Below are 26,856 nucleotides of genomic sequence, written 5' to 3'. Positions count from 1 at the left end.
CCGTCCCGGCCGCCAATGCCCTCCGGCGGCCGGGACGGGGCACGGGTCTCACAGCGCAGGCGGCTCCTGCTGCCCCCGGCCCACCGGTCCGCGCCCGGACAGGACCTCGCCGTACGCCTGCATCAGGTCCGGCAGCCGCAGCGTGGCCAGGTCGTCCCGGGTGGGCGTCGTCGTGCAGCCGGAGAGCCGGAGATCGCGGTAGGCGCAGCTCTTCTCGTACAGCGTCCGCAGGAAGCGGCCGTTGCCCAGCTCGTCCAGCCAGCCCTGGTCCACCACATGGCCGCTGATGGAGCGCAGCTCCTCCAGTGACTCCTCGTCCCACACGTCGCCGTTCTCGGCGGCCAGCACCTCGCCGATCGCGGTGAGTTCCAGCGGGCGGTAGCTGGGGAAGTCCACCCGGGTGGTGAAGCGCGAGGAGAGTCCGGGGTTGGTGGACAGCAGCCGGTCCATCCCCTCCGGATAGCCGGCCAGGATGACGACGAGGTGGTCCCGGTTGTCCTCCGCCCGCTTGAGCAGCACCTGAAGTGCCTCGTCGCCGTACGCGTCGCCCTTGCTGTACCCGGTGTTGGACAGGCTGTACGCCTCGTCCACGAACAGCACCCCGCCCAGCGCCGAATCGATCAGCTCGTTCGCCTTCACGGCGGTCTGGCCCAGGAACTCGCCCACCAGGTCGGCCCGTTGCGCCTCCACGAGGTGGTCGCCGCCGAGCAGGCCCAGCGCGTAGAAGACCCGGCCCAGGATGCGGGCCACGGTCGTCTTGCCGGTGCCGGACGGCCCGGAGAACACGAAGTGCCGCTTCGGCGGCTGTACGGGGAGCCCCTGGCCCGCCCGGAGGCGCGCCATGTTGAGCTGCGCCGAGAGGGCCTTGACCTGGCGCTTCACCGGTTCCAGGCCGACCATCCGCTCCAGCTCGGCCAGCGCCTCGGCCAGCAGCGCCGGGTCGCTGGGCCCGGCCGGGAACGGCTGCGGCGCCGGCACCTTCGCCCGCACCGCGCCGGGCGGCGGGGCGCCCCCGGCACCGGGCACGTCCTGCGGTTCACCGCCGGACGACAGCTCCCGCCCGTCCGCCTGCTCGGCGCCCGGCGGCGGGGCGCCCTCCGCGTAGAACGCGTCCGCCTCCAGGCCGGTGAGGGACACGGCCGCGAGCCCCGGCAGGTCGTCGGAGCCGTCGAGACCGTCGTAGTCCGCGATGGCCGCGAGGCGGGCCGAGGTGTCCATGAAGGCGGGGTCGATGCGGTGCACGGCGCGGTAGAGGGGGAGGGCGGCGGCGCTGCGGCCGGTGCCCTCGTGGGCGCGGGCCAGCCAGTAGCGGAGCTCCTTGCGCTGCGGCTGCTCGCTGCGGCACCGCATCAGGGCCGTCGCGAGCATGGGCTCCGCCTGCCCGTACATCTCCAGGCGCACCCGGGCCATCCCGCCGAACAGCCCCGCCTCGATGCCCAGCAGGGGGTCGTCGATCAGCTGCTCGGTGTGGCGCACGAGCTGTTCCCAGTCCTTGACCAGGTAGGAGCGGCAGGCGTGCAGGAAGCGGACCTGGGGGTCGGTCTCCACCGGCGGCAGGGCGGCCAGCGCCCGGTCGAGCTCCGCGACATGGCGGCCGTCGAGCCAGTGCGAGGCGTGCGCCAGCAGCAGGTCGCGCGGGCTCTCCAGGACCGGCTGCACCCACCAGCCCAGCCAGTACCAGGAGTTGAGCGTGCGCCGGTAGCGGGTCCGCTGCTCGCCGAAGCGGTCGCGGTGGCGGTGCATGTGCAGCAGCGCCGACGCGGTGTCGACGCGCAGCGCGTGCAGTCCGAGCCAGGCGTCCGCCATGCCGGGGTCCCGGCCCACCGCCGCCCGGAACTCCTCCTCGGCCTGCGGATACGCGCCCATGGTGTAGGCGTCCACGCCCCGCAGCCAGGCGAGGTCGGCCGGGGCCTGCGCGCCCTGCGTACCGAAGTCCATCAGGTCCCCCACGAACGTGCCCCCAGGATGTCCCGCCGCCCGAAAGCCCGCCGAGGCGCGCCGAATCGCTGTGCCGTGGACGGGAATTGACCGCACCGAGAGGCATCGTACCTGTGCGGTGCGTATCCGACGAAGGGTGCCGCAGGCCGGAGAAGCGCCGTGACCCAGGGTGAGGAAGAGGGGGCCGTGCGGGCGCCGGAGAGGCGGGGGCGGTACAGGACGAAGCCCCCGGTCACGGGGGAACAACCGGGGGCTTCGCGTCTGTGGGGGCTCCGAAAAGCCGCACATTGAGAACGTAAGACCTGTACCGCCCCCGGGTCAAGCGGAGTTGAGGGCCTTCCGAGCGGTTTTCCGGCGGCGCGATAGGGCGGCGCGAGCCGGTCACACCGGGTGACGAAACGGTTCAGCGCCGCTCTCGCACGGGTCCCTCCAGCCACTCGTACCCCACGGGCAACTGCCGTACCAGAACGTCCGCCCAGGGACGCGACGGGTCGGCCGAGAAGTGAGCGGTCTCGGCCGCCGTCCAGCCGTCCCAGAAGGAGCGCAGCGCCGGTCCGTCGCGCCGCCGGCCGCGCGCCCAGGACTCCTCGGCGGGCAGGTCCATCCACAACAGCCGCGCCAGCAGCGGCCGCACGGCGCGCCGGCCTGCGCCGACGCCCTCGATCAGGACGACGGGGGCGGGCTCCAGGGTCCTGGGCGGCCCGAAGGCCCGTGCCGTCCAGTCGTACGGGGTGTAACGCGCGGGTTCGCCGCGCGACAGCGGCCCCGTCACCTGCTCGCGGAGCCGGTCCGTCCAGGCGAACAGCTCCTCGTGCGTGGCCAGATCGTCCAGGTGCAGCACGGGCGCCCCACCGAGCGCCGCCGCGAGCCGGCCGGCGAGGGTGCTCTTGCCCGATCCCGCGTGCCCGTCGACGGCGACCAGCCGCACCGGTCCGCAGGACGGCGGGAGGGCGCGCAACCGGGCGGCGTGGGGAGCGAGGTCGTCCATGCGTCCAGCCTACGAGCCGGGGCGGGCGGTAGGCCGTTCGGCCCAGCCGCAGGTCACGCCAGTGGTAGAGACCAATATTGGTCGTCCGGCGCGGGTCGAATCGCTGGCCGAACCGGGACGCGACCCGCGATAGTTGGCGCACTGTCGTGCACCGCAGCCCCATTCCGCAGACGACGACCGGGGGTCTCGCCCATGCCCAGTCCCACCTCACGCCGCACCGTGCTCGCCGCCGCCGTCGTGGCGGCCGCCGGTGCCGGAACGCTGTCGTCCGCCGCCTCCGCGGCAGCCGCCCCGCGCCCCGCCCGGCCCGCGCCGCCCTCGGTGGACAACCACGCCTGGACCACGTACACCGACTGGCGCTGCGGCGACCGGGCCGGAACCCGCGCGGTCGCCGGCCGCCGTGCCGGGCTGGTCATCGCCCACTCGCTGGGCCGTACGGACTACACCGACCCGCACACCGGCACCACCGCCGCCTGGGAGTACGCGACCTGGACCTCGCCCGTCCACCGCTCCGGCGTCCCCGCGACCGAGGTGATCGCCTCCTGGAACGCGGACACCCCGGCCGGCACCTGGATCCAGATCGAGCTGTGCGGCCACTACTCGGACGGCACCGAGACCCCGTGGTACGTGATGGGGCGCTGGGCCGCCGGTGACGCGGACATCCGCCGCACCTCGGTGGACGACCAGAGCGACGGCAAGAGCTCCATCTGGACGGACACCTTCTCGGTGGACGACGCGGCGAGCGGCCTGCGGCTGCTCTCGTACCGCCTCCGGCTGACCCTGTACCGCGCCCCGGGCAGCCGCCTCACCCCGGTGGTGTGGCGGGTGGGCGCGATGGCCTCGGACATCCCGGACCGCTTCACGGTGCCCGCGAGCACCCCTGGCCTGGTCCGCGAACTGCCGGTGCCGCGCTACTCGCAGAACGTCCACGTGGGCCAGTACCCGGAGTACGACAACGGCGGCGAGGCGTGGTGCAGCCCGACCTCCTCGCAGATGATCATCGAATACTGGGGCCGCCGGCCGTCCGCCGGGGACCTGGCCTGGGTGAAGCCCGGCATCGAGGACCCCTCGGTCTGCCACGCCGCCCGCTTCACGTACGACAACCAGTACGAGGGCTGCGGCAACTGGCCGTTCAACGCCGCCTACGCGGCCACGTACGACGACATGAGCGCCGCCGTGACCCGCCTCGGCTCCCTGAACGACGTGGAGACCCTGGTCCGCGCGGGCATCCCCGTCATCACCTCGCAGTCCTTCCTCAAGGAGGAGCTGACCGGCGCGGGCTACGGCACGTCCGGCCACCTGATGACGGTCATCGGCTTCACCGCCGACGGCGACGTCATCGCCAACGACCCCGCCTCCCCGAACGACGACGCGGTCCGCCACGTCTACAAGCGCCACGAGTGGGAGACCATCTGGCTGCGGACGAAGCGGTACGACGCGAACGGCAAGGTGAAGAGCGGGACCGGCGGGGTCTGCTACGTCTACTGGCCGGCCCGTCCGACGCCGGCCCAGCGGCGGGCACTGCGGTCGTTCGGGCTGGTGTGAGCCGCCGGGTCCGCCGGTCGGCGCAATCCGGGGGTGTCCGGGCCGCCGGGGCGCAAGATCGGCGGGCGATCGGGTAAACGGGCAGCGGGTGAGCGGCCGGGAGAGGCCGACGCCGCTGCCCGCGTGCTCGAAAGGGGTACCGATGCGTGCCGTTACCGTGCGGCCTTCGGCCGGCAAGAGCCTTGAGGTGTGCGAGGTGCCCGACCCGGCGCCGGGCCCGGGTGAGCTCCTGGTGGACGGGATCGGTGTGGGGGTGTGCGGCACGGACAAGGAGATCGCGGCCGGCGAGTACGGCTGGGCGCCGGGCGGCGAGGACCGGCTGATCATCGGTCATGAGTCGCTGGGGCGGGTGCGGCAGGCGCCCCCGGCGAGCGGCTTCTCGGCCGGGGACCTGGTCGTGGGCGTGGTGCGCCGGCCCGATCCGGAACCGTGCGGCGCCTGTGCCCGGGGGGAGTTCGACATGTGCCGCAACGGGCGCTACACGGAGCGCGGGATCAAGGAACGGCACGGCTACGCCAGCCAATTCTGGACCGTCGAGAGCGATTACGCGGTCCGGCTCGACCCGTCCCTGGAGCGCGTCGGCGTCCTGCTCGAACCGACCACCGTGGTGGCCAAGGCATGGGAGCAGGTCGAACGGATCGGCGCGCGGTCCTGGTTCGAGCCGCGCCGGGTCCTGGTCACCGGTGCCGGGCCGATCGGCCTGCTCGCCGCGCTGCTGGGCCGGCAGCGCGGACTGGACGTCCACGTTCTCGACCGGGTGACCTCGGGGCCGAAGCCCGGTCTGGTGACCGGCTTGGGGGCGACGTACCACACCGGCCCCATCGACGACGTGGCCTCGGCCCTCCGCCCCGACGTGGTGATCGAGGCGACGGGCGTCGGAGACGTGGTCTTCGGCGCGATGCGGGAGACGGCGAGCTACGGGATCGTCTGCCTGACCGGGGTGTCGCCCAAGGGGCGCCGGCTGTCGGTGGACGCCGGCACGCTCAACCGCGAACTGGTGCTGGAGAACGACGCCGTGGTGGGGTCGGTCAACGCCAATCTGCGCCACTACCGCGCGGGCGCGGAAGCCCTGCGCCGCGCCGATCCGGACTGGCTGGAGCGGATGATCACCCGGCGGGTGCCGCTGCGGGACGCCGCCGACGCGTTCACCGCGCAGGACGGCGACATCAAGGTCGTCATCGATCTCGACTGACGCCCCGGGGCGCCGCACGCTCCGTCAGTCGATGCCGTAGGCCGCCGCGATGCCCGCGATCACCAGGTCGAGCGCTTCCGCGTAGTGCCGCTCGTAGTCCGCGAAGATCTCCGCGCCCGCCGCCGCGGTCAGCGGGTAGGCGGCCAGCAGCCGCGCGCGCTCGGCCACGTCGAAGCCCTCCCGGCGCAGGCCCGGCAAGGGCTCGGCGCCCTGCTGCTCGATGACGGAGCCGAGCGTGAACATGTACGTCGTCGTGGCCGCCCGCACCGCCTGGGCCAGGGTGAAGCCGGCGGCGGTGAGCAGCCGCAGGCTCTCCTCCATCTGCTCGGCGTGCACCGCGCCCGTGAAGCGCGAACCGCTGAACACCTTGGCGCCGTCCCGGTAGCCGAGCAGGGACGTCCGCAGGGCGTGGTTGGTCTTCCGCAGCCGCTCCCGCCAGGTGTCGGCCGGGTCGAGGGGGGTGCCGGCGACCATGCGCCGGTACATCTCGGTCGCCATCTCGTCCAGCAGGGCCTGCTTGTCCTTGAAGTGCCAGTAGAGGGCGGGCGCCTTCACGTCCAGATCCCTCGCGATGGCGCGCAGGGTCAGACCATCCAGGCCCACCTCGTTCAGCAGCCTCAACGCCGTGTCCGCGACCCGTCGGCGGTCGAGGGGGGCGCGTCGTTCGGTACTCACGCTTGACAGCTTAACGCCGTTAAGGCCATCCTCGGAGCCATCGAGCATTTAACAACGTTAAGGAGAATCGTCATGGACACCGATGTCCTGATCGTCGGCGCGGGCCCCACCGGTCTCGCCCTCGCAGTGGACCTGGCCCGGCGCGGCGTGCACGCGCTCGTCCTGGAACGCGCGGAGGCGCTGTTCCCCGGCTCCCGGGGCAAGGGACTCCAGCCCCGCACCATGGAGGTCTTCGACGACCTCGGCGTCATCGACGCGGTCCACGCGGCGGGCGGCACCTACCCGGTCGGCATGGTCTGGCGGAACGGCGAGCGGGTCGGCGAGCACCGCATGTTCGACCCGGCCGAGCCGAGCGAGGACTCGCCGTACAACAAGCCGTGGATGGTGCCGCAGTGGCGCACCCAGGAGATCCTGGCGGAGCGGCTGGCGGAGCTGGGCGGCCGGATCATCTTCGGCCGGGAGGCCGTCGGTCTCACGCAGGACGCGGAGGGCGTCACCGTCCACCTCTCCGACGGCGGGACGGTACGCGGCCGCTACCTCGTCGCCGCCGACGGCGGCCGGTCGGCGGTGCGCCGCGCACTGGGGATCGGGATGACCGGCGAGACCGTCGACCCGGGTCCGACGCTGGTCGCGGACGTCCGGATCACCGGCCTGGACCGCGACAACTGGCACATCTTCCCGCCCCACGACGGCGCCGACTTCCTCGCCGTCTGCCCGCTGGCCGGCACGGAGGACTTCCAGGTGACCGCCCGCTTCCCGGAGGGGACCGACGTCGACCTCACCCCGGACGGCGTCCGCAAGGTCCTCGCCCAGCGCTCGCACATCCCCGCCGATGCCGTGACCGAGGTGCGCTGGGCCTCCGACTTCCGTCCCCGCGCCGCCCTGGCCGACCGCTTCCGGGCGGGCCGGGTCTTCCTGGCCGGGGACGCCGCGCACGTGCACTCCCCGGCGGGCGGACAGGGCCTGAACACCAGCGTCCAGGACGCCTACAACCTGGGCTGGAAGCTGGGCGCGGTCCTGGCGGGCGGCGCCCCGGCCGCGCTCCTGGACAGCTATGAGGAGGAACGGCGCCCGGTCGCCGCCCAGATGCTCGACCTGTCCACCGGCGTCCACCGGGGCGAGGTCCGCCGAGGCGGCGCGACCCGTCAACTGGGCCTCGGGTACCGGGAGTCGTCGCTCACCGAGGAGGCGCGCGAGGCGGTCCCGGAGGGCGCGCTCCGGGCCGGCGACCGCGCCCCCGACGCGACCGTGGACGGCGTACGGCTCTTCGACGCCTTCCGGGGCCCGCACTGGACGCTGCTCGCGCTGGGGGCAGACGCACCCGGCGGCGCGGGCGGCCCCGTGGCGCGGGTGGTGCGCGGGAGTGCCCACAGCGCGTACGGCACCGGGCTCTTCCTCGTACGGCCGGACGGGTACATCGGGTGGGCCGGGACCACGCCGGACGGGCTCCACGCCTACCTGCGCCGCTTCGGCACCACAGGCTGAGGTTCTAGGAGCGGTCCGACGCCGGCCACACGTACGGCAGGTCGTCCGGCACGCCCGGGAACCGGCCCCGGTAGTGCTCCGGATCCTTGCGGAGCAGCGCCGACTGATGGCTCCGGTGGAACTCCGGGTCGCCCAGCCACGGCGGCAGCTCCCCCTCCGCCGCCAGTTCGGGCTGTGCGCGGACCGGCGCGTCGCCCGTGTGGGCCCGGAAGTCGTGCACGAGGGTGCCGGCGCAGGTGTCGGCGCGTCCCCCGGCCGTCCAGAGCGCGCAGATGTCGAGGCCGTACCGGACGAGCGCTTCCTCGTACCCCGCCCACATGCGGACCGCCGGATGCCTGCGCCACCCGTAACCCGGCACGCTCAGGCCGCGGAACACCTGCAGGGCCTCCACCCGCTGCTTGCCCAGCCGTCTGGCGTCCAGGACGGCGGCCGACTCCGCGAAGCCGGGGAAGGGGAGGAAGGTCTGCATACGGCCTGTCTACCCGTGCGGACGTCTTTCCGCTTCTTGGGTGCACCCTCCCGGTTGGCTATCGAAAAACGATAGATTAAAATCGTGTTTCGATAGATCAAGGGAGGGGTCATGGGAAAGCTGACGGACTTCGCGCTGCGTGGCGTCATCGTGGCACTGCTCGCCGGTGCCCTGTTCCTGCAGGTGCTGATGCTGGTCCTGTTCTTCCGCGACTCGGGGAGCGCCGGCGGCGACGCCGCGGATCTTCCCCGTGTCCCGGTCGCGCTGATCATCGTCCTGGGGATCGGCTGCGCCGAGACCGTCCTGCTGTGCGTATGGCGACTGGCCGCGATGGCCCGCCGGGGAACGGTGTTCTCCAGCTCCGCCTTCCGCTACGCGGACCTGGTGACCGGCGCCTTCGCCGGCGCCGCACTCCTGCTCTGGGCGCTCGGGGCCGTGCTGGCGCCGGGCGAGGCCGTCGCGCCGGGTGTCGTCCTCCTGATCGGCGTGGTCGGCCTGGCGGTGTCCGGGGTCGCGCTCGTCGTGCTCGTGCTGCGCACGCTGCTCGCCCAGGCGGTCGCCCGCGACGTGCAGGCGTCGCGGATGCAGGCCGAGCTGGACGAGGTGATCTGATGCCGATCGTCGTCGACATCGACGTGATGCTGGCCCGGCGGAAGATGTCCGTGGGCGAGCTCGCCGAACGGGTCGGTATCACCCCCGCCAACCTGGCGGTACTCAAGAACGGCCGGGCCAAGGCCGTGCGCTTCGCGACGCTCGCCGCGCTCTGCGAAGCGCTCGACTGCCAGCCGGGGGACCTGCTGCGCTGGGAGGGGGCGGGTGAGCCGGACCGCGTACCGGGCCGGGACGCGCCGGTCTCCGGGTAGCCGCCCGCCCCGCCACCGGTGTGCTCTGCGGCACACACGCCTCCGCCCCTCGCACGGTTTCCGCACGTCGTGGGGGCGGTGGCAGGGCCCGGCCGCCCGGCGCAGTGACGGACGTCTCTACCCCCGGGCCCGCCGGGGTGGCACTGTGGTCGGGTCCCGGCCGGGTGCTGGGCGCCACCCCTTGCCGGCCGACCGAACGAGATGCCATGACCGCGACTGCCGCCTCCTTCACCGCCGCCCGCCGCCGCGCCCGCACCGGCGGCCCCGACGACGGCCCCAAGCTGCTGGAGCACGTCCTGGGCTGGACCCTCGTGGTCGTGGTCGCCATGCTCGTCACGCAGCTCGGCCTGCTCTAGTACGTACGTGGGAGGGGCGGGAGCCCGACCGGCTCCCGCCCCTCCTGCGCACCGCGCTACCGGGTCAGTCGATCGCCTTGATCAGCTCGCCGTCGGTGGTGTCACCGCTCAGCTCCCAGAAGAAGGTGCCGCCCAGGCCCTGCTGGTTCTTGTACGCCATCTTGGTGCCGATGGTGGCGGGGGTGTCGTAGCTCCACCAGTTGTTCCCGCAGCGCGCGTACGCCGTGCCCGCGACGGTGCCCGTGGTGGGGCAGGTGTTCTTGAGGACCTTGTAGTCCTCGATGCCCGCCTCGTACGTGCCCGGGGCCGCGCCGGTCGCCGTACCGCCCGGCTCGTCCTGCGTGACGCCGGTCCAGCCGCGCCCGTAGAAGCCGATGCCGAGCAGCAGCTTAGAGGCCGGGACGCCCTGCGCCTTCAGCTTCTCGATGGCCGCCTCGCTGGTGAAGCCCTCCTTCGGGATGCCCTCGTAGGAGGTCAGCGGGGAGTGCGGGGCGGTCGGTCCCTTCGCGTCCCAGGCGCCGAAGAAGTCGTACGTCATCGGGTTGTACCAGTCGACGTACTGGGCCGCTCCGCCGTAGTCGACGGCGTCCAGCTTGCCGCCGTCCGAGCCGTCCGCGCTGATCGCCGAAGTGACCAGGTTGCCGCTGCCGAACTTCGAGCGGAGCGCCGACAGCAGGTTGCCGTAGGCGTCCCGGCCACTGGTGTCACACGTGAGACCGCAGGCGTTGGGGTACTCCCAGTCGATGTCGATGCCGTCGAAGACATCGGCCCACCGGGGGTCCTCGACCAGGTTGTAGCAGGACTCGGCGAACGCGGCCGGGTTCTTCGCGGCCTCACCGAAGCCGCCGGACCAGGTCCAGCCGCCGAAGGACCAGATCACCTTCAGGTCCGGGTGCAGCTTCTTCAGCTTGCGCAGCTGGTTGAAGTTGCCCCGCAGCTCCTGGTCCCAGGTGTCGGCGACCCCGTCGACGGACTGGTCGGCGGTGTAGGCCTTCTCGTAGTCCGCGTACGAGTCACCGACCGTGCACGTGCCGCCCTGGACGTTCCCGAAGGCGTAGTTGATGTGCGTGAGCTTGTCGGCCGAGCCCGAGGTCTCGATGTTCTGGACGTGGTAATTACGCTGGTAGACACCCCAGTTGGTGAAGTATCCGACCACCTTGTCACCGGCCGCTGTGGGGGCGGCGGGCGCTGCTGCCGGTGAGGCGGCCCGGGGCGCGGCGGGGGCCGCGCCGGCGGAGCCGGTGCCGGCGACGCCGAGCAGGGCCGCGCCCAGTGCGGCGGTACACGCGGCAGCGGCGAGGGCCCGCAGACGGGCTCCCGGGCGATGCAGTCCGGTCATGGTTGCTCCTCGTGGGGGAGGGGGCGTGCCGATGGACCACCGGCTTCCGGCGCTCGTGCTTGGCATGAACGCGTAAAGCCGGTTCGCTGGGAACGGTAGGTGGACTAGACCAGTTGGGTCAATGGTTCGGACCAATATCGATGATCTCCGGGGAGGCCGGAGCCGCGTGTCCGAAGCCCGTTCATTCGTATGTTCGGTCAACCGGTGACGGATGCCATCCGATCGGGCATACTCGTCCCGCCACAGCCGCCTGCCTGCGCCTCTCGTAATCCGGGAGGGCAACATCGGCTGGGCAGCAGTGATTTCGGGCATCGCCCGGAGATCCCCCCGGCGGCGCCGCTCACACCCCGCGCGCGCGACCGCCGCAACGCCCGACAGGGAGGAGAGCGCCGTCATGTCCGACCGATCCCCGCAGTGGGTCGAACGCCGTCTGCCCACCGAGGAAGCCGGCCAACTGATCGACCTCGTACGGGACATCGCCCAGCGGGAGATCGCCCCGGCGGCGGCCGAGGAGGAGGAAGCGGGCCGCTTCCCCCGCGAGGTCTTCACCCTGCTCTCCGAGTCCGGCCTGCTCGGCCTGCCCTACGACTCCGAACACGGCGGAGGCGACCAGCCGTACGAGGTCTACCTCCAGGTCCTCGAAGAGCTCAGCGCCGCCCGGCTCACCGTCGGCCTCGGCGTCAGCGTCCACTCCCTCGCCTGCCACGGCCTCGCCGGCTACGGCACCAAGGAACAGCGCGCCGAACACCTCCCGTCGATGCTCTCCGGCGGCCTGCTCGGCGCCTACTGCCTCTCCGAACCCGCCTCCGGCTCCGACGCCGCCTCGCTGCGCACCAAGGCCGTACGGGATGGCGACGACTGGGTGATCACCGGCACCAAGGCATGGATCACGCACGGCGGCATCGCCGACTTCTACACCGTGCTCGCCCGCACCGGCGCCGAGGGCGCCCGGGGCATCACCGCCTTCCTCGTCCCCGGTGACGCCGCCGGGCTGAGCGCCGCCGTCCCGGAGAAGAAGATGGGCATGAAGGGCTCGCCCACCGCCCAGCTCCACTTCGACGGCGTCCGCATCCCCGACGCCCGCCGGATCGGCGAGGAGGGCCAGGGCTTCGCGATCGCCCTCTCCGCCCTCGACTCCGGCCGGCTCGGCATCGCGGCCTGCGCCATCGGCGTCGCCCAGGCAGCGCTGGACGGGGCCCTCGACTACGCCACCGGCCGCAAGCAGTTCGGCCGCCCCATCGCGGACTTCCAGGGGCTGCGGTTCATGCTCGCCGACATGGCGACCCGCATCGAGGCCGGCCGCGCGCTCTACCTGGAGGCCGCCCGGCTGAGGGACGCCGGCCGCCCCTTCTCGCGCCAGGCCGCCATGGCCAAGCTCTTCTGCACGGACGCCGCGATGCAGGTGACCACCGACGCAGTCCAGGTGCTCGGCGGCTACGGCTACACGCAGGACTTCCCCGTCGAACGCCTCATGCGCGAGGCCAAGGTGCTCCAGATCGTGGAGGGCACCAACCAGATTCAGCGGATGGTCATCGCGCGCCACCTCGCGGGCCCTGAGTCCCGCTGACCCGCAGCGGTCGCTCCGACCACACGGGCGTCGTCATGATCCGGTTCCAGTCCTGGTCATGACGGCCCGGCAGGGTCCGGCCCGTGCTCTCCCAGTGCCGCAGCAGCGCCCGGTAGATCGGCGGATCGCTCGAGTGGGGCACCGCGCGCGGCGCCGACCGGGGCGGTTCGGACTGGGACGCCGGCACGGAACCGGGCTGCGGAACCGATTCTTCGGAGGGCGGAGCGGCGAGCCGGCGGCGCCCGGGGCCGGCCGTGGAATGCAGCGGGGTCATACCGGGGCAACGCCGTGGGGCGCGGCCGGGTCACTGGCTGTTCGATTCGGGCGAATGTTCACCCGGTTCTCCCCGGCTGCCGGGTTGCTCCCGCACCCCGGCCGCGCGTTCGGGAGGGGAGGCTCAGGCGGCCTCGCGCCGGAGCGTGTGGGCCACCCGGATCGGGCGGGAACCGGCGCCGCCGGCGTGCGAGAAGGGCTGCGTCCGCCAGTCGAGCCCCTGCGGGAGCGTCAGCAGCAGCGCCGTCTCCTGCTCCTGCACCCCGTCCGCCTCGGCGGGCCGGGCTCCGGCGGCACGCCCCGTACCGGGGCACACGGTGAGCACGAACGGGTTCCACGGGGACGGGCACAGCGCGTGCTCCGGGAGCACGTCCTCGTCCGCCAGGAGCGCGATGGGCTGCGCGCAGTCCGGGCAGATGACCCGGTACATCTCGAAGGTGTCGTACGCGTCGGGAGCGGTGTCCTCGAACGGATCAACGGGCTCCGGTTCGGTACGTCCGGTGAGCTTCAGGTGTGACATGGGAAATCCCCCCTCGGATGGGCCGGCATGACGCTGTGGCCTCGGCCACAGCAAGCACTTCCCGCCACCGATCGGCCGTAACCGTTCCGTGTCCCACTACTGCCGCGTAAACATGTGGCGTTGGTCACATGCCCGGCGAAGGTGCCGTCCCAAGGGCTGGGCAGCTGTGCCGGGAACGACTCATGGCCATAGATTGATCCATATGGAGGAGCTGGACCGTCACATCGTGGAGTTGCTCGTCAAGGACGGGCGGATGAGCTACACCGACCTGGGCAAGGCCACCGGCCTGTCCACCTCGGCGGTTCATCAGCGCGTCCGCAGGCTGGAACAGCGCGGGGTGATCCGCGGCTACGCCGCGGTCGTGGACCCGGAGGCGGTCGGCCTGCCGCTGACCGCGTTCATCTCGGTCAAACCGTTCGACCCCAGCGCCCCGGACGACATCGCCGAACGGCTCGCCGGCGTCCCGGAGCTGGAGGCGTGCCACAGCGTCGCCGGCGACGAGAACTACATCCTCAAGGTCCGCGTGGCGACCCCGCTGGAGCTGGAGAACCTGCTCACCCGCATCCGCTCGCTCGCCGGAGTCTCCACCCGCACCACGGTCGTCCTGTCGACCCCGTACGAGGCACGCCCGCCGCAGATCTGAGGGGGCCGCGCACCGGGACGTCCCGGTGCGCGGGAGACTGGTGCTCATGACCGAGAGCACCGCCCCCCAGAGCGAACACCGCACCGTGCTGCTGCGCGGTGGAGACGTCCACAGCCCCGCCGACCCCTTCGCCACCGCCATGGTGGTCGAACGGGGCCATGTCGCCTGGGTGGGCTCCGAAGGCGCCGCCGACGCCTTCGCGAGCGGCGTCGACGAGGTGATCGACCTCGACGGGGCGCTGGTCACCCCCGCGTTCACCGACGCGCACGTCCACACCACCTCGACCGGCCTGGCCCTCACGGGGCTCGACCTGTCCGGGGCCCGCACCCTCGGCGACGCCCTCGCCCGCGTCCGCGCCCACGTCGCCGCCCACCCGGCCGACCGGGTCGTCCTCGGACACGGCTGGGACGCGACCCGCTGGCCCGAGCAGCGCCCGCCCTCCCGCGCAGAGCTGGACGAGGCGGCGGCTGGCCGGCCCGTCTACCTTCCTCGGGTCGACGTGCACTCGGCGGCCGTCAGCACCGCCCTGCTCGACCTCGTCCCGGGCGTCACCACGATGGCCGGATACCACCCGGACGGCCCCCTGACCGCCGCCGCCCACCACGCCGTGCGCGCGGCCGCCCACGACGCCGTCACGCCCGCCCAGCGCACCGCCGCCCAGCGTGCCGCGCTGCGCCACGCCGCCTCTCTCGGCATCGGCAGCCTCCACGAGTGCGGCGGTCCCGACATCTCCGACGAGGACGATTTCACCGGGCTGCTGAAGGTGGCCGCCCAGGAGCCCGGGCCCCGGGTCTTCGGCTACTGGGCCCAGGAGGTGGCCGACGAGAAGGACGCCCGGCGCATCCGCGAACTCGGCGCCGTCGGCGCGGCCGGCGACCTCTTCGTGGACGGCTCGCTCGGCTCGCACACCGCCTGCCTGCACGAGCCGTACGCCGACGCCCCGCACACCGGCACCGCCCACCTGGACGCCGCCCGGATCGCGGCCCACGTCGCCGCCTGCACCGAGGCGGGGCTCCAGGCGGGCTTCCACGCCATCGGGGACGCGGCGCTCTCGGCGGTCGTCCAGGGCATCGCGGCCGCGGCCGAGAAGGTGGGCCTCGCCCGGGTGCGGGCCGCCCGGCACCGTGTCGAGCACGCGGAGATGCTCACCCCCGAGACCGTCGCGGCCTTCGCGGAGCTGGGCCTCACCGCTTCCGTCCAGCCCGCCTTCGACGCCGCGTGGGGCGGCGAGGAGGGCATGTACGCCCAGCGCCTCGGCGCCGGACGGGCCGCCACCCTCAACCCGTACGCGGCGCTCCTGCGGGCCGGTGTGCCGCTCGCCTTCGGCTCGGACAGTCCGGTGACCCCGCTGGACCCGTGGGGGACCGTGCGGGCGGCCGCCTTCCACCACACGCTGGAGCACCGCGTCTCGGTCCGGGCCGCCTTCACCGCGCACACCCGGGGCGGCTGGCGGGCCCTCGGGCGGGACGACGCGGGGACCCTGGTGCCCGGCGCCCCGGCCGACTACGCGGTCTGGCGCACCGACGAGCTGGTGGTCCAGGCACCGGACGACCGGGTGGCGCGCTGGTCGACCGACCCCCGGTCCGGGACGCCGGGACTGCCCGACCTCAGCCCCGGTGCCGACCTCCCGGTCTGCCTGCGCACCGTGGTCCTCGGACAGACTGTCTACGTAAGGCCGAACGAGTGACGTGCGGACATTCCGGTCCGCCGATCGAAGGCGGGCCGGCTCTTCCGCTACCTGGGGATCTTCGGGACTGACCAGGCGATTTCGGTAATCGATGCAGGTCAGGCAAGTATTGACAGAATGCGGCCATCGGCCGGTAGGTTCGGCCGAGTCCACCACAGGACGTCCGACCGGTGAAACCTCCACGCAGTCGTCGAACGCCGCTGGGTCACGGGGTGGTGTGCCGCACCGGCGCACCACCACTGACAGCCAGGTTCAGCGCCCGCGCCTCGGGGGCGAGGGAAGGTTTCAGCCGGACGGAGGGTGCGACCCGGGTGGGGCCCGGACGTTCAGTAGACAACGGCTCTAGGTCGACCCGCAGCCAGCGGGTCCCAGGTCGGCCCGAAGGACACCGGGCCCCGATCCGCACTTCTGTCCCCGATTCCGCTCTTCTGTCCGCCGCGGCTCCCGCGCCACCCCGACCGGGTCGGCGTTCCGCGCCGCCGCGCTCGATATGGTGTGCACCTGCGTACGGACGTGAGGGGCAGTAAGTGAACGACGGCGGTCAGCGGCAATTCGGCCCGCTTGGCAATGTCTTGGTGATCATCCCGACCTACAACGAGGCCGAGAACATCAAGCCGATCGTGAGCCGGGTGCGCGCCGCCGTGCCGGAGGCCCACATCCTCGTCGCCGACGACAACAGCCCCGACGGGACGGGCAAGCTGGCCGACGAGCTCGCCGCCGACGACGACCACGTCCACGTCCTGCACCGCAAGGGCAAGGAAGGGCTCGGCGCCGCCTATCTCGCCGGCTTCCGCTGGGGAATGGACCACGACTACGGCGTGCTGGTCGAGATGGACGCCGACGGCTCCCACCAGCCCGAGGAACTGCCCCGGCTGCTCACCGCGCTCAAGGGCGCGGACCTGGTCCTCGGCTCCCGCTGGGTGCCCGGTGGCCGGGTGGTGAACTGGCCCAAGTCCCGCGAGTTCATCTCGCGCGGCGGCAGCACGTACTCCCGGCTGATGCTGGGCCTGCGGACCCGGGACGTGACCGGCGGCTACCGGGCCTTCCGCGCCGACACCCTGAAGGGCATCGGCCTCGACGCGGTCGCCTCGCAGGGCTACTGCTTCCAGGTCGATCTGGCCCGCCGCGCGGTCGAGGCGGGCTTCCACGTGGTCGAGGTACCGATCACCTTCGTGGACCGCGAGGTCGGCGACTCCAAGATGAGCAAGGACATCCTGGTCGAGGCGCTGTGGCGGGTGACCGCCTGGGGCGTCACCAGCCGTACCAACCGGGCACTCGGCCGCCGCACCCCCTGAGCCGGGCGGGGCCTCCCCTTCGCACCCCCTTACGGCGTACGGACGCGTGGCCAGGCACACTGGGGGCATGACGACCGGCACACCGCCCCCGACCGCCCGCAGGCGCTCGCGCGCCCGGACCTTCGTACCGCTCGCCGTCGCCGCCTGGGCGGTGCTGGAGATCTGGCTGCTGATCCTGGTGGCGGACGTCGCGGGCGGACTGACCGTCGTGATCCTGCTGGCCGCCGGGATCCTGCTCGGTGGCGCGGTGATCAAGAGCGCGGGCCGCCGGGCCTTCCGCAATCTCACCGAGACGCTTCAGCGGATGCCGGGGCAGCCGGGCGCGGACGGCTCCTCGCCCGCTGCCCCGGAGAGCGGCCGGGGCAACGGCTTCCTGATGCTCGGCGGGCTGCTGATCATGATCCCCGGCCTCATCTCGGACGTGGCCGGGCTGCTGCTCCTGGTCCCGCCGGTGCGCACGGCACTCAGCCGTTACGCGGAGCGCTCGCTGGACCGGCGCATGCGGACGGCCGCCCCCGGCGGCTTCTCGGACGCCTTCCAGCAGGCCCGGATCCACCGCCCCGACGGCAAGGTGGTCCAGGGCGAGGTGATCCGCGACGAGCCCTCCGGCCCGCACGACGAGCCCCGTCCTCCTCTGGAGCCGTGACCCCGCTGTCTCAAACCCGTCCGGCGACTGAGGACCATCCTTGACGCAGGCCGGGACGGGTCGCGGTAAACGACAAAGCCGCGGGCCCGGTACACATTCGTACCGAACCCGCGGCCTGCCGCGGAACCGTGCTAGCGGGTCACGCAGACTTCCTGCTGTCCCGAGGATGCACGGCGATGTTCATCGCCCCGGAGCGCAGGACGGCCAGCCGCTCGGCCAGCACCTCCTCCAGCTCCTCGCGCGTGCGCCGCTCCATGAGCATGTCCCAGTGCGTGCGCGCGGGCTTGCCCTTCTTCTCCTCGGGGCCGTCCCCGTCCACCAGGAGTGCCTGGGCGCCACACGCCTTGCACTCCCACTCCGGCGGAATTTCCGCCTCTACCGAGAACGGCATCTCGAATCGATGTCCGTTCTGGCATGCGTACTCCACCGCCTGGCGCGGGGCCAGATCGATGCCGCGGTCCGTCTCGTAGCTGGTAACCACGAGTCGCGTGCCGCGGAGAGCTCGCTCACTCATGAATCGTGCCTCCCGGGCTTGTCGCCCACAGGACAGGTGTCGCTGTCGTCGTCAATCGGTCAACGTCCGGTCGGCGGCAAAGATTCCCGTTGCCGGTCATGCGTCGCCCGTCGAACCGCTGAATTTCAGGTTTCCCAGGGTTCAAGTACCCGCCCATACCCGGTTTGTCACCTTTGACGGAAGTTGTCACCCAACGGTTCGCGAAGTTCCACTCGCCGTAACGGTCACCCGGGGCAGGCCAAAGGCGTACACTACCGGCCTTTTACTTCAACGTCTAAATCCGCTCGGGTACGGGGTTTCCCGCCGCCGCCACCGCCCGCCTGAGCGGAACCCGTGCGAGCAGCACCGAACCCACGACGAAGAAGACCACCAGCGAGATGATCGCGTCCCGGTAGCTGCCGGTCAGCTGGTAGGCGAGACCGAACACCAGGGGCCCCAGCCAGCTCAGTCCGCGGTCGCTCATCTCGTACGCCGAGAAGTACTCGGCCTCCTTGCCGCGCGGCACCAGGTGCGAGAACAGGGAACGCGACAGCGCCTGGCTGCCGCCCAGCACCAGGCCGATCGCCGCCGCCAGCACGTAGAAGAAGACGGGCGACCCGGCCGGCAGGAAGTACCCGGCGACCAGGATCAGGGTCCACACCGCCAGGGACCCCAGGATCGTGCGCTTCGCGCCGTACGCCCGCGCCATCCGGCCCATCGCCAGCGCCCCGGCCACCGCGAGCAGCTGCACCAGCAGCACCGCCGTGATCAGCGTCGACTGGCCGAGGCCCAGCTCCTCGGAGCCGTACACCGACGCCTGCGAGATCACCGTCTGCACGCCGTCGTTGTAGACGAGATAGGCGAGCAGGAAGGACAGGGTCAGCGGATGGCGCCGCATGTCCGCCAGCGTGGCCCGCAGCTGCCGCCACCCCGAGCCGGTCGCCGCCTCCCGGCCGCCCGGTGTCATCCGGCGGTCGCGCAGCCGGCGCAGCGGGACGACGGTGAAGACACCCCACCACACGCCCGCCGACGCCAGGCAGATCCGTACCGCCTCGGACTCGGAGAGGCCGAAGGAGTCGTGGCCCGAGTACAGGATCAGATTCAGTACGAGGACCAGCGCCCCGGAGGTGTAGCCGAACGCCCACCCCCGCGAAGAGACGTCGTCGCGCTCCTCGGGCTCAGCGATCTGCGGCAGGTAGGAGTTGTAGACCATCATCGCCACCGCCGTCGCGGCGTTCGCCACGATCAGCAGGAAAGCGCCGAGCAGATAGCGGTGCCCGTCCAGGAAGAACATGGCGGTTGTCGCGGCGGCCCCGGTGTACGCCGACGCCGCCAGGAGCGGCTTCTTGCGGCCCGTACGGTCGGCCGCCGCGCCCACCACGGGCATCAGGACGATCGCCAGGACGAGCGAGGCGGACACCGCGTACGCGAACAGCGACCCGGCACGGACCGGGATGCCGAACGGGTGGACGAATCCGTCGGAGTCCGCCGCGGCCTTGGCGACCGAGGTCAGATACGGGCCGAGGAAGACCGTGATGACGCTCGTGGAGTAGACGGAGCAGGCGAAGTCGTAGAAGTACCAGCCGCGCTGCTCCCTGCGCCGCGCGGCCGGGCAGTCCGGGCCGGCCGTGTCGTCGGCCGGCTCGGCGGTGTCTGCGGTCTCGGCCGTCATGGCGCCCCCTGGAATCTCCCCGTACCGACGCCGGCCGCACGGCGGCGGCGGGTCAGGCCCAGGCCCCCCGCTCGCTCAGCACCGTGTGCAGCGTCTCGATGTGATCGGTCATGATGCCATCCACTCCGAGGTCCAGGAGAGCGGCCATCCGCTCCGGTTCGTTCACCGTCCACACATGCACCTGGAGCCCTCGCGCGTGGGCCTCGCGCACGAAGCGGCGGTCGACGACCCGGATGCCGTTCCGGCTCTCCGGCACCTGCGCGCACACCGCCCCGGCGCGCAGGGCGGCCGGGATGCCGTACGAGCGCAGCCGCAGGCCGAGCACCCCGCGCACGCCGTAGGAGGTGGCCAGGCGCGGGCCGCCCAGCCGGTGCGCCCTGGCGACCCGGGCCTCGGAGAAAGAGCCGACGCAGACCCGGTCCCAGGCGTTCGTCGCCCGGATCAGCTCCAGGAGCGGACGGAGGGCGGCCTCCGCCTTGACGTCCACGTTCCACCGGGCTTCGGGGAACGTCTCCAGCAGCTCCTCGAACAGCGGCAGCGGCTCGCGCCCGGCGACCCGGGCCCGGCCTATCTCGCTCCACGGCAGCTCCGCCAGGCGGCCCCGGGCATCCGTCACCCGGTCCAGCGTGGCGTCGTGGAAGGCGACGAGCCGGCCGTCCGCCGAGGCGTGCACATCGGTCTCGAAGTAGCGGTACCCGGCGTCGGCGGCGCGGCGGAAGGCCGCCGTCGTGTTCTCGGCACCGTCCGCCGCGCCGCCCCGGTGGGCGAACGCGAGCGGTGCGGGGTGGTCCAGATAGGGGTGGCGTTCGGAAGTCATCGCCGCAGTATGGACCGCCGGGGCGCGGACGTCCCGGCCGAGGGGGCGCCTTCCCCGGGGATCGCGAAGACCCGCAGGAAGACCTGGGCGAGCGGGCCGATGGCCAGGGCGTACAGGACCGTGCCCACGCCCAGGGAGCCGCCGAGCAGGAAGCCGGTGACCACGACGGCGATCTCGATCGCGGTGCGCACCAGCCGGACCGACCTGCCGGTCCGCCGGTGGAGCCCGGTCATCAGGCCGTCCCGGGGGCCGGGACCGAACCGGGCGCTGATGTACAGCCCCGTCGCCACCCCGTTCAGCACGATCCCCGCCACCATCACCCCGGCCCGCGCCACGAGGCCGTGCGCCTCCGGGACCAGGGCGAGCGTGCCGTCCATCGCCAGGCCCACGGCGAAGACGTTGGACACCGTGCCGAGCCCCGGACGCTGCCGCAGCGGGATCCACAGCACCAGCACGATCGCGCCGATGATGATCGAGACCACGCCGATGCTGATTCCGGTGCGCTCGGCGAGCCCCTGGTGCAGCACGCCCCACGGCTCCAGGCCGAGACCGGCGACGACCAGCAGGGCCGAGCTCGCCCCGTACAGCGCGAGCCCCGCGTACAGCTGGACCAGCCGACGGGTGAGGTTCTTGGACAAGACGTGCCCCCTGGTGTGGTGGTGTTGGACTGCTCCGTGTCACTCTGTGGCAGGGGATTGGCCGCCAACCATGGCCAATCCGAGGAAGGTGGACTGATTCTCATGGCGCAGTGGACTTCGGCGGTCGGCGCGGCCCAGCTGGCCCGGCAGCTCCAGGCCCAGCAGCGGCCGGCTGGCCCCGGCAGCCGCCGCCCGCCCGCCTACCGCGCCCTCGCCGACGGTATCCGGCTGCTCGTCCTGGAGGGGCGGGTGGCGGTCGCCGCCCGCCTCCCCGCCGAACGCGAACTCGCGCTCGCCCTCGCCGTCAGCCGGACCACGGTCGCCGCCGCCTACGAGGCGCTGCGGGCCGAGGGCTTCCTGGAGTCCCGGCGCGGCGCGGGCAGCTGGACGGCGGTCCCGGCGGGCAACCCGCTGCCCGCCCGCGGCCTGGAGCCCCTGCCGCCCGAGGCCCTGGGCTCCATGATCGACCTGGGCTGCGCCTCGCTGCCCGCGCCCGAGCCCTGGCTGACCCGGGCCGTCCAGGGCGCCCTGGAGGAGCTGCCCCCGTACGCCCACACGCACGGCGACTACCCCGCCGGGCTGCCCGCGCTGCGCCGGATGATCGCCGACCGGTACACGGGCGCCGGCATTCCGACCATGCCCGAGCAGATCATGGTCACCACCGGTGCGATGGGCGCCATCGACGCCATCTGCCACCTCTTCGGGGGACGCGGCGAACGCATCGCGGTGGAGTCCCCGAGCTACGCCAACATCCTCCAGCTGATGCGCGAGGCGGGCGCCCGGCTGGTCCCGGTCGCCATGGAGGAGGGGCTCGCCGGCTGGGACCTGAACCGGTGGCGCCAGGTTCTGCGGGACGCCGCGCCCCGGCTCGGATACGTCGTCGCGGACTTCCACAACCCGACCGGGGCGCTGGCCGACGAGGAGCGCCGCCGGGCGCTGGTGGACGCCGCCCGCTCGGCCGGCACGGTCCTGGTGGTCGACGAGACGATGCGGGAGCTGCACCTCGACGAGGACGTGGCGATGCCGCGCCCCGTCTGCGCGTTCGACCCGGCCGGCAGCACGGTCCTGACCGTGGGCTCGGCCAGCAAGGCGTTCTGGGCCGGCATGCGGATCGGCTGGGTGCGGGCCGCGCCCGACGTGATCCGCAGCCTGGTGGCCGCCCGCGCGTACGCCGACATGGGCACCCCCGTCCTCGAACAGCTCGCGGTGAACTGGCTGATGCGCACCGGCGGCTGGGAGGAGGCCGTGCGGCTGCGCCGGGAACAGGCCCGGGAGAACCGCGACGCGCTGGTCGCGGCCGTGCGCCGGGAGCTGCCGGAGTGGGAGTTCTCCGTACCCGGCGGCGGGCTCACGCTCTGGGTGCGGACCGGCGGCCTCTCCGGCTCCCGGCTGGCGGTCGCCGGGGAGGGGGTCGGGGTGCGCGTGCCGTCCGGGCCCCGGTTCGGGGTGGACGGCGCCTTCGAGGGCTACGTACGGCTGCCGTTCACCGTCGGCGGCCCGGTGGCGGACGAGGCGGCCCAGCGCCTGGCCCAGGCCGCCCGGCTGGTCGGCGCGGGCGCGGGAGCGGGCATGGAGGCACCGCGCACGTTCGTGGCGTGAACGACGGAGGAGGGCCCGGCGGCGTGCCAGGCCCTCCTCCGTCGTTCACGCGTTCAGTCGCCGACGGCCACGGCCTCCAGCCCGGCAGGCGCCGCCACGGCCTCCACCGGCGCCGGTTCCGGCGCCCCCGCCTCCACTGCCGTGCGCCGCTCCGGCAGCAGGCTCAGCACCGCCGCGCGCTGCGCCTCGCTGGTGGCGTCGTCGTACGGGTCGGGCGTGGCCGGGACCTGGATGCGCAGGACCGGGCCGGCGCCGAGCCTGACGTAGCCGCGGCCGGCCGGGGCGTCCGGCGGCGGGGTGGTGTGCGGTCCGGTGCCGAGCACCGACTCGACCTGCTCCGCCGTGCAGTCGCCGAGCACCACCCGGGCCCTGGTGTGCGTCCGGACGGTCTCGCCGAGGCCGTCGAGGTGGTCGAACGCCTCGGCCAGCACCACGACGACATGGGCGGCCCGGCCGTGCCGCAGCGGGGTCTGGAGCAGTTCCTGCGCGTCGGGCGTCCCGTCGCCGGCCGGCCGGGCGAGCGCGCTCGGCCGGTCCAGCAGGATCCAGAGCGGCCGCGTCAGGTCCTCGGGGACGGGGTCGCCGGCCTGCCGGGCGCGGTTCGCCTCGATCAGCCGGCGTTCCGTCTCGTTGGCCGCCCACTCCAGGGTGGAGAGCGCTCCGGCGGGCCCGCACTCGACGGCCAGGACGCCTTCCCGCCCGGTGAAGCAGGCGTACTCGCCGGTGCCGCTGCCCTCCACGATGAGGATGTCGCCCTGTTGGAGCGCCTGGAGGGCGATGGACCGCAGCAGGGTGGTGGTGCCGCTGCCGGGCTGCCCGGCGACGAGCAGGTGCGGTTCGGTGGAGCGGGGGCCGGTGCGCCAGACGACGCCGGGCGCGTCCCGGGTGCCGGTGCCGTCGCTCACCGGGAGCGTGCGCCGTACGGCGTCCTCGTCCGTGAAGCCGAGGACGGTCTCGCCGGGGGCGGTGACGAAGCGCTGGGCGGTGAGCGAGGTCGGCAGGGCGTCGAGGACGCTCATCACGAGCCGGTTGCCCTCCTCGTCCCAGCTGAACCGGTACTCCCGGCCGCGGCCCGATTTGGCGTGCAGCAGCTGTTCGATCCGGGCCCGGGACTCGGGCTCGCTGTCGGTGAAGTACGCCGGATAGGCGACCTGGAGGCGCGAGACGCGGCCGTCGCCGTCGAACTCGTAGCCGCTGAAGACCTTCTCCCACTCGCCGCCGTGGCTGAACAGCGGGCTGGGGTCATCGGCCGTCGAGAAGTACGGCACGAGGGCCTCGTACAGGGCCCGGAGCCGGGCGGTCTCCGCCTCGTCGGGGCCGGTCCTGGCGGGGGTGCGGTCCCGTCCCTTCCACGCGGCTGCGCCCATCACCATGACGAGGGCCAGCAGCGGCCCGTACGGGATGAGCGCGACCACGAGTACGCAGGCCGCGACGAGGAACAGCGTGGGTCCACGCCGGTCCTTGGGCGTCGCGGCCCACTTCTGCCGTCCTGCGCCGGCCAGCAGCCGCAGACCGCGCGTGAGCGTGATCAGCGGATGGAGCACATCGGTGGCGCTGTCGGCGGCCGTGCGCGCGAACTCTCGACCGCGAGTGATCGAAGCGCTGCCGCTGCTCAGAATGCGGGGGAGTGGTCGCCTGGCCACGTCTGTCTCCTGAAGGGGTCGGTGCGGAGGCGGAGGGTCAGAACTTGATCCCGCCCAGGAGTCCGGCCAGGCTCGCGCCGCCCGCGGTGATGCTCGGTGCGATGGCGGTCCCGGCCAGGTAGAAGCCGAACAGGGCGGTGACGAGGGCGTGCGACGCCTTGAGGCCGTCCTTCCTGAAGAACAGGAAGACGATGATGCCGAGGATGACGACGCCGGACATGGAAAGGATCATGAGTGTTCTCCTGGTTGGAGGGGGCGGTCACCATGAGTCCTTCCAAGCTCACCCCAAGTATCCGTAGGATAAAAGGCGCAACCGGGTGAAAAGGGTGATTATCCACTCGATCGGCGGAGGTGAAGCCCGGGCCTGATCATGTACCCGCACGGGCAGTACCCTGTCGGTTCACTCGCACGGTCCCCGCCGTGCACGTCCCGGCCGCCGACGGCGTCCGAACGGTCAAGGAAGGCGGTACCCCGATGAGCGAAGTCCCCGATCCCGAGGTCGTGGAGCTGGCCTCCAAGGTCTTCGACCTGGCACGCGCCGGCGACGCCGACACCCTCGCCGCCTACGTCGACGCCGGGGTCCCCGCCAACCTCACCAACGACCGGGGCGACTCGCTGCTGATGCTCGCGGCCTATCACGGGCACGCCCCCACGGTCACCGCACTCGCCGCCCGCGGCGCCGACCCGGGCCGGGCCAACGACCGGGGCCAGACACCGCTCGCCGGAGCGGTCTTCAAGGGGGAGGAGTCGGTGATCCGCGCCCTCCTCGACGCGGGCGCCGATCCGGCCGCCGGAACGCCCTCCGCGGTCGACACCGCACGCATGTTCGGCAAGGACGACCTGCTGGAACTCTTCGGAGCCCGCTGAACGGGTTCGCCGTAAATGTGGTCGCGGTGGCGAAATGGCTGGGTCATCATGACGTCGCGGGCCCGATCCGGGCCAACCGACGAGAGGCAGAGGAAGATGCTCTACACCAGGCAGAAGACGGCGGTCGGCGAATCATGTTGCTGCGCGGCCTAGTGCTTCCCCGAGCACATGGAACGGCACAGTCCCGGTTGCGTCGACAGCTTGATGTGAGGCTTTCCCCATGTTCGATCCGTTCATAGCGCCGAGCGGCACCCTGCTCGGCCTGCTCCAGAGAGGCCGCGGCGACGGCACGCTCCACGCGCTCGCCGCACCCCGCTCCGAGGCCCTGGCCGCGCTCCACCACTGCGTCCTGAGCGACCCGCGCCACGACTGGCAGGTGGAGAACCGCTCGCTGTACTACGCGCGCCTCTACCTCGACCTCGACGGCGGCATCGAGGAGATCGAGCGGCACCTGACCGACCCCGAGGACCACCTCGACACCGAGGACTCGCGGACCGGCCTCGCCCTGTCCGTCCTCGGTCACCTCGCCTCCTACGGGCGCGGCGACGCCCTCGCCCTGCTGCGGCGCTACGCCGCGACCGGCTCCAACTGGGCCTGGGCGCTGGACGAGCTGGCCCTGCGCGACGACGACGCCGGACTCCGCTCCCTGGCCGAGCCCGTGCTCGCCCGTTTCCCCGACGACCCCGAGGGCCGCGCCGAGCTGGCCGCGACCGTACGGGACGCCTACGAGCCCCGCCCCTGGCGCCTGTGGGCCGACGACCCGCGCGAGACGGTAGGCGCCCGCGTCCGGGCCGCCTCCGAGCAGGGGTCCTTCGACCGCTGGCAGCGCCAGATGCGCCCCGGCGGCCCCCGGCCCGGCTGGAGCGTCCAGGCGGTCTTCGACTGGGCCCGGCAAGGACTGGAGCGCGGCAGCGTCCTCCACGTGCCCGCCGCCCGCTGCCTCGCCGCCGTCGCGGGCCCCGAGAACCGGGCCGAGATCGTCGAGGCCGCCCGCAGCGGACCCGACGCCGCCCGCGGCGCCGCCCTCCACTATCTGGCCGCCGAGGTCCGCGACCCCGTCGTGCTCGACCTGATCGAGACGGCCGCCACTGAACCCGGGGGCACCGTCGCCGACGCCGCCGTCGCCGCCTTCGAGCGCATGTGCGGCGAGGACGCCGTGGAGCGCGCCCGCCGCTGGGCCCGCAGGCCCGACGCGCTCGGGGCATCGGCCGCCGGCGTGCTGGCCGGACGCGGCGGCCCGCAGGACGCTTCCGCGGTGCTCGGCGCGCTGCGGGACGCCGTACGCGGCGACGGGCCGGACGCGCCACGGCTGTGGGCGCTCGTGGACGGCGCCGGGCGCCTCGGCATCGCCTGTGCCGCACCCGTACTGCGCCACATCTACCGGGAGACGTCGTCCTCGCAACTGCGCGGCCGGACCGCCCGGGCCCTCGCCGCCACCGACCCGTCGTTCGCCACCGGGTTCGCCGTCGAGTGCCTGTGGGACTGCGAGGAGACGACCCGCGAGGTCGCCGCGCTCCACGCCGAGACCGGCGACCTGCGCGTCGCCGAGCGGCTGCGCCGCCTGGCCGCCGACCCCGCCGAGGAGGCCGAGGTCCAGTCGGCGGTACGCAGCAGGATCGGCCCGGACGCCCCGGCGGTCTGACCGG

Annotated in this window: 26 protein-coding genes; 14 read left to right on the top strand and 12 right to left on the bottom strand. The window is 73.0% G+C overall.

The features are described 5' to 3' along the window. Nucleotides 1–48: 48 nt before the first annotated feature. Both ABZ565_RS14660 and ABZ565_RS14655 read right to left on the bottom strand, forming a co-directional pair. Nucleotides 49–1,938: an AAA family ATPase gene (locus ABZ565_RS14660; RefSeq protein WP_361025431.1), complete on the bottom strand. Its 1,890-nt coding sequence runs from the start codon at nucleotides 1,936–1,938 to the stop codon at nucleotides 49–51. A 403-nt stretch (nucleotides 1,939–2,341) separates the two neighbouring features. Beyond that, nucleotides 2,342–2,926, bottom strand: coding sequence for a hypothetical protein (locus ABZ565_RS14655; RefSeq protein WP_361025429.1), 585 nt, complete (start codon nucleotides 2,924–2,926; stop codon nucleotides 2,342–2,344). A gap of 192 nt (nucleotides 2,927–3,118) precedes the next feature. Here ABZ565_RS14655 and ABZ565_RS14650 point away from each other — a divergent pair, with 192 nt between their 5' ends. Both ABZ565_RS14650 and ABZ565_RS14645 read left to right on the top strand, forming a co-directional pair. After that, a complete protein-coding gene (locus ABZ565_RS14650) occupies nucleotides 3,119–4,471 on the top strand; it encodes a peptidase C39 family protein (RefSeq protein WP_361025426.1) in 1,353 nt (450 codons plus the stop codon). A gap of 142 nt (nucleotides 4,472–4,613) precedes the next feature. Further along, a complete protein-coding gene (locus tag ABZ565_RS14645) occupies nucleotides 4,614–5,663 on the top strand; it encodes a glucose 1-dehydrogenase (protein WP_361025423.1) in 1,050 nt (349 codons plus the stop codon). Between the two features lie 24 nt (nucleotides 5,664–5,687). Here ABZ565_RS14645 and ABZ565_RS14640 read toward each other — a convergent pair whose 3' ends face one another. Next, nucleotides 5,688–6,338: a TetR/AcrR family transcriptional regulator C-terminal domain-containing protein gene (locus tag ABZ565_RS14640; RefSeq protein WP_361025420.1), complete on the bottom strand. Its 651-nt coding sequence runs from the start codon at nucleotides 6,336–6,338 to the stop codon at nucleotides 5,688–5,690. Between the two features lie 72 nt (nucleotides 6,339–6,410). On the opposite strand from ABZ565_RS14640, the gene ABZ565_RS14635 reads away from it, so the two are divergent. Next, nucleotides 6,411–7,823 carry an FAD-dependent oxidoreductase gene (locus ABZ565_RS14635; protein ID WP_361025417.1) on the top strand — a complete coding sequence of 471 codons (1,413 nt, stop codon included), beginning with the start codon at nucleotides 6,411–6,413 and terminating at the stop codon, nucleotides 7,821–7,823. Nucleotides 7,824–7,827: 4 nt separating this feature from the next. On the opposite strand, the gene ABZ565_RS14630 is transcribed toward ABZ565_RS14635, so the two are convergent. Then, nucleotides 7,828–8,292 carry an MSMEG_6728 family protein gene (locus tag ABZ565_RS14630; RefSeq protein WP_361025414.1) on the bottom strand — a complete coding sequence of 155 codons (465 nt, stop codon included), beginning with the start codon at nucleotides 8,290–8,292 and terminating at the stop codon, nucleotides 7,828–7,830. A 111-nt stretch (nucleotides 8,293–8,403) separates the two neighbouring features. Here ABZ565_RS14630 and ABZ565_RS14625 point away from each other — a divergent pair, with 111 nt between their 5' ends. The 3 genes from ABZ565_RS14625 to ABZ565_RS14615 all read left to right on the top strand — a co-directional run bounded on the left by ABZ565_RS14625 (nucleotide 8,404) and on the right by ABZ565_RS14615 (nucleotide 9,511). Continuing rightward, nucleotides 8,404–8,904, top strand: a complete 501-nt coding sequence (locus ABZ565_RS14625) for a DUF2975 domain-containing protein (protein ID WP_361025411.1) — start codon at nucleotides 8,404–8,406, stop codon at nucleotides 8,902–8,904. After that, a complete protein-coding gene (locus ABZ565_RS14620) occupies nucleotides 8,904–9,155 on the top strand; it encodes a helix-turn-helix transcriptional regulator (protein ID WP_361025408.1) in 252 nt (83 codons plus the stop codon). The genes ABZ565_RS14625 and ABZ565_RS14620 overlap by 1 nt, the downstream gene beginning before the upstream one ends. Before the next feature lie 206 nt (nucleotides 9,156–9,361). Next, complete coding sequence (locus ABZ565_RS14615; RefSeq protein ID WP_361025406.1) at nucleotides 9,362–9,511, top strand: SCO1431 family membrane protein; 150 nt, start codon at nucleotides 9,362–9,364, stop codon at nucleotides 9,509–9,511. A 64-nt stretch (nucleotides 9,512–9,575) separates the two neighbouring features. Here ABZ565_RS14615 and ABZ565_RS14610 read toward each other — a convergent pair whose 3' ends face one another. Next, nucleotides 9,576–10,850, bottom strand: coding sequence for a glycoside hydrolase family 18 protein (locus ABZ565_RS14610; RefSeq protein ID WP_361025403.1), 1,275 nt, complete (start codon nucleotides 10,848–10,850; stop codon nucleotides 9,576–9,578). A 394-nt stretch (nucleotides 10,851–11,244) separates the two neighbouring features. On the opposite strand from ABZ565_RS14610, the gene ABZ565_RS14605 reads away from it, so the two are divergent. Further along, nucleotides 11,245–12,417: an acyl-CoA dehydrogenase family protein gene (locus ABZ565_RS14605; RefSeq protein ID WP_361025400.1), complete on the top strand. Its 1,173-nt coding sequence runs from the start codon at nucleotides 11,245–11,247 to the stop codon at nucleotides 12,415–12,417. Nucleotides 12,418–12,814: 397 nt separating this feature from the next. Here the strand turns inward: ABZ565_RS14605 and ABZ565_RS14600 are convergent, their stop codons facing one another. Beyond that, nucleotides 12,815–13,210 carry a hypothetical protein gene (locus tag ABZ565_RS14600; RefSeq protein WP_361025397.1) on the bottom strand — a complete coding sequence of 132 codons (396 nt, stop codon included), beginning with the start codon at nucleotides 13,208–13,210 and terminating at the stop codon, nucleotides 12,815–12,817. A gap of 202 nt (nucleotides 13,211–13,412) precedes the next feature. Between ABZ565_RS14600 and ABZ565_RS14595 the strand changes: the two genes are divergently transcribed. The 4 genes from ABZ565_RS14595 to fxsA all read left to right on the top strand — a co-directional run bounded on the left by ABZ565_RS14595 (nucleotide 13,413) and on the right by fxsA (nucleotide 17,481). Then, complete coding sequence (locus ABZ565_RS14595; protein WP_018103953.1) at nucleotides 13,413–13,853, top strand: Lrp/AsnC family transcriptional regulator; 441 nt, start codon at nucleotides 13,413–13,415, stop codon at nucleotides 13,851–13,853. A 46-nt stretch (nucleotides 13,854–13,899) separates the two neighbouring features. After that, the gene (locus ABZ565_RS14590) at nucleotides 13,900–15,540 is read left to right on the top strand and encodes an amidohydrolase (RefSeq protein ID WP_361025393.1); all 1,641 of its coding nucleotides are present in this window, start codon (nucleotides 13,900–13,902) and stop codon (nucleotides 15,538–15,540) included. Between the two features lie 527 nt (nucleotides 15,541–16,067). Beyond that, a complete protein-coding gene (locus tag ABZ565_RS14585) occupies nucleotides 16,068–16,835 on the top strand; it encodes a polyprenol monophosphomannose synthase (RefSeq protein WP_361025390.1) in 768 nt (255 codons plus the stop codon). Between the two features lie 67 nt (nucleotides 16,836–16,902). After that, complete coding sequence (gene fxsA / locus ABZ565_RS14580) at nucleotides 16,903–17,481, top strand: FxsA family membrane protein (protein WP_361025387.1); 579 nt, start codon at nucleotides 16,903–16,905, stop codon at nucleotides 17,479–17,481. 139 nt (nucleotides 17,482–17,620) lie between these two features. Here the strand turns inward: fxsA and ABZ565_RS14575 are convergent, their stop codons facing one another. The 4 genes from ABZ565_RS14575 to ABZ565_RS14560 form a co-directional block, all read right to left on the bottom strand. After that, complete coding sequence (locus tag ABZ565_RS14575; protein WP_003959706.1) at nucleotides 17,621–17,995, bottom strand: RNA polymerase-binding protein RbpA; 375 nt, start codon at nucleotides 17,993–17,995, stop codon at nucleotides 17,621–17,623. A 274-nt stretch (nucleotides 17,996–18,269) separates the two neighbouring features. Beyond that, nucleotides 18,270–19,646, bottom strand: coding sequence for an MFS transporter (locus ABZ565_RS14570; RefSeq protein WP_361025384.1), 1,377 nt, complete (start codon nucleotides 19,644–19,646; stop codon nucleotides 18,270–18,272). A 52-nt stretch (nucleotides 19,647–19,698) separates the two neighbouring features. Next, nucleotides 19,699–20,463 (bottom strand): glycerophosphodiester phosphodiesterase, encoded by a 765-nt coding sequence (locus tag ABZ565_RS14565; RefSeq protein ID WP_361025381.1) that lies wholly within the window; start codon nucleotides 20,461–20,463, stop codon nucleotides 19,699–19,701. Further along, nucleotides 20,460–21,101: a hypothetical protein gene (locus ABZ565_RS14560; protein WP_361025378.1), complete on the bottom strand. Its 642-nt coding sequence runs from the start codon at nucleotides 21,099–21,101 to the stop codon at nucleotides 20,460–20,462. Before ABZ565_RS14560 ends, ABZ565_RS14565 begins: the two co-directional genes overlap by 4 nt. A gap of 102 nt (nucleotides 21,102–21,203) precedes the next feature. Here ABZ565_RS14560 and ABZ565_RS14555 point away from each other — a divergent pair, with 102 nt between their 5' ends. Further along, complete coding sequence (locus tag ABZ565_RS14555) at nucleotides 21,204–22,700, top strand: PLP-dependent aminotransferase family protein (protein WP_361025375.1); 1,497 nt, start codon at nucleotides 21,204–21,206, stop codon at nucleotides 22,698–22,700. A 53-nt stretch (nucleotides 22,701–22,753) separates the two neighbouring features. Here ABZ565_RS14555 and ABZ565_RS14550 read toward each other — a convergent pair whose 3' ends face one another. Together ABZ565_RS14550 and ABZ565_RS14545 are read right to left on the bottom strand one after the other, a co-directional pair. Continuing rightward, nucleotides 22,754–24,343 (bottom strand): hypothetical protein, encoded by a 1,590-nt coding sequence (locus tag ABZ565_RS14550; RefSeq protein ID WP_361025372.1) that lies wholly within the window; start codon nucleotides 24,341–24,343, stop codon nucleotides 22,754–22,756. Nucleotides 24,344–24,380: 37 nt separating this feature from the next. After that, nucleotides 24,381–24,575, bottom strand: coding sequence for a hypothetical protein (locus tag ABZ565_RS14545; RefSeq protein ID WP_018103962.1), 195 nt, complete (start codon nucleotides 24,573–24,575; stop codon nucleotides 24,381–24,383). 242 nt (nucleotides 24,576–24,817) lie between these two features. On the opposite strand from ABZ565_RS14545, the gene ABZ565_RS14540 reads away from it, so the two are divergent. Together ABZ565_RS14540 and ABZ565_RS14535 are read left to right on the top strand one after the other, a co-directional pair. Beyond that, nucleotides 24,818–25,210, top strand: coding sequence for an ankyrin repeat domain-containing protein (locus ABZ565_RS14540; protein WP_361025369.1), 393 nt, complete (start codon nucleotides 24,818–24,820; stop codon nucleotides 25,208–25,210). A 220-nt stretch (nucleotides 25,211–25,430) separates the two neighbouring features. Further along, the gene (locus ABZ565_RS14535) at nucleotides 25,431–26,852 is read left to right on the top strand and encodes a HEAT repeat domain-containing protein (RefSeq protein WP_361025366.1); all 1,422 of its coding nucleotides are present in this window, start codon (nucleotides 25,431–25,433) and stop codon (nucleotides 26,850–26,852) included. Nucleotides 26,853–26,856 lie beyond the last annotated feature (4 nt).

The organism is Streptomyces sp. NPDC016469 (assembly GCF_040632905.1).
Lineage (GTDB): Bacteria > Actinomycetota > Actinomycetes > Streptomycetales > Streptomycetaceae > Streptomyces.
This window is presented reverse-complemented; position numbering and strand designations above follow the sequence as displayed.

Bases quoted from the DNA above. Each gene is read 5' to 3' on its own strand.
- ABZ565_RS14660 (WP_361025431.1), bottom strand. From the start codon at position 1,938: ATGGACTTCGGTACGCAGGGCGCGCAGGCCCCGGCCGACCTCGCCTGG.
- ABZ565_RS14655 (WP_361025429.1), bottom strand. From the start codon at position 2,926: ATGGACGACCTCGCTCCCCACGCCGCCCGGTTGCGCGCCCTCCCGCCG.
- ABZ565_RS14650 (WP_361025426.1), top strand. From the start codon at position 3,119: ATGCCCAGTCCCACCTCACGCCGCACCGTGCTCGCCGCCGCCGTCGTG.
- ABZ565_RS14645 (WP_361025423.1), top strand. From the start codon at position 4,614: ATGCGTGCCGTTACCGTGCGGCCTTCGGCCGGCAAGAGCCTTGAGGTG.
- ABZ565_RS14635 (WP_361025417.1), top strand. From the start codon at position 6,411: ATGGACACCGATGTCCTGATCGTCGGCGCGGGCCCCACCGGTCTCGCC.
- ABZ565_RS14630 (WP_361025414.1), bottom strand. From the start codon at position 8,292: ATGCAGACCTTCCTCCCCTTCCCCGGCTTCGCGGAGTCGGCCGCCGTC.
- ABZ565_RS14625 (WP_361025411.1), top strand. From the start codon at position 8,404: ATGGGAAAGCTGACGGACTTCGCGCTGCGTGGCGTCATCGTGGCACTG.
- ABZ565_RS14620 (WP_361025408.1), top strand. From the start codon at position 8,904: ATGCCGATCGTCGTCGACATCGACGTGATGCTGGCCCGGCGGAAGATG.
- ABZ565_RS14615 (WP_361025406.1), top strand. From the start codon at position 9,362: ATGACCGCGACTGCCGCCTCCTTCACCGCCGCCCGCCGCCGCGCCCGC.
- ABZ565_RS14610 (WP_361025403.1), bottom strand. From the start codon at position 10,850: ATGACCGGACTGCATCGCCCGGGAGCCCGTCTGCGGGCCCTCGCCGCT.
- ABZ565_RS14605 (WP_361025400.1), top strand. From the start codon at position 11,245: ATGTCCGACCGATCCCCGCAGTGGGTCGAACGCCGTCTGCCCACCGAG.
- ABZ565_RS14600 (WP_361025397.1), bottom strand. From the start codon at position 13,210: ATGTCACACCTGAAGCTCACCGGACGTACCGAACCGGAGCCCGTTGAT.
- ABZ565_RS14595 (WP_018103953.1), top strand. From the start codon at position 13,413: ATGGAGGAGCTGGACCGTCACATCGTGGAGTTGCTCGTCAAGGACGGG.
- ABZ565_RS14590 (WP_361025393.1), top strand. From the start codon at position 13,900: ATGACCGAGAGCACCGCCCCCCAGAGCGAACACCGCACCGTGCTGCTG.
- fxsA (WP_361025387.1), top strand. From the start codon at position 16,903: ATGACGACCGGCACACCGCCCCCGACCGCCCGCAGGCGCTCGCGCGCC.
- ABZ565_RS14575 (WP_003959706.1), bottom strand. From the start codon at position 17,995: ATGAGTGAGCGAGCTCTCCGCGGCACGCGACTCGTGGTTACCAGCTAC.
- ABZ565_RS14570 (WP_361025384.1), bottom strand. From the start codon at position 19,646: ATGACGGCCGAGACCGCAGACACCGCCGAGCCGGCCGACGACACGGCC.
- ABZ565_RS14565 (WP_361025381.1), bottom strand. From the start codon at position 20,463: ATGACTTCCGAACGCCACCCCTATCTGGACCACCCCGCACCGCTCGCG.
- ABZ565_RS14555 (WP_361025375.1), top strand. From the start codon at position 21,204: ATGGCGCAGTGGACTTCGGCGGTCGGCGCGGCCCAGCTGGCCCGGCAG.
- ABZ565_RS14545 (WP_018103962.1), bottom strand. From the start codon at position 24,575: ATGATCCTTTCCATGTCCGGCGTCGTCATCCTCGGCATCATCGTCTTC.
- ABZ565_RS14540 (WP_361025369.1), top strand. From the start codon at position 24,818: ATGAGCGAAGTCCCCGATCCCGAGGTCGTGGAGCTGGCCTCCAAGGTC.
- ABZ565_RS14535 (WP_361025366.1), top strand. From the start codon at position 25,431: ATGTTCGATCCGTTCATAGCGCCGAGCGGCACCCTGCTCGGCCTGCTC.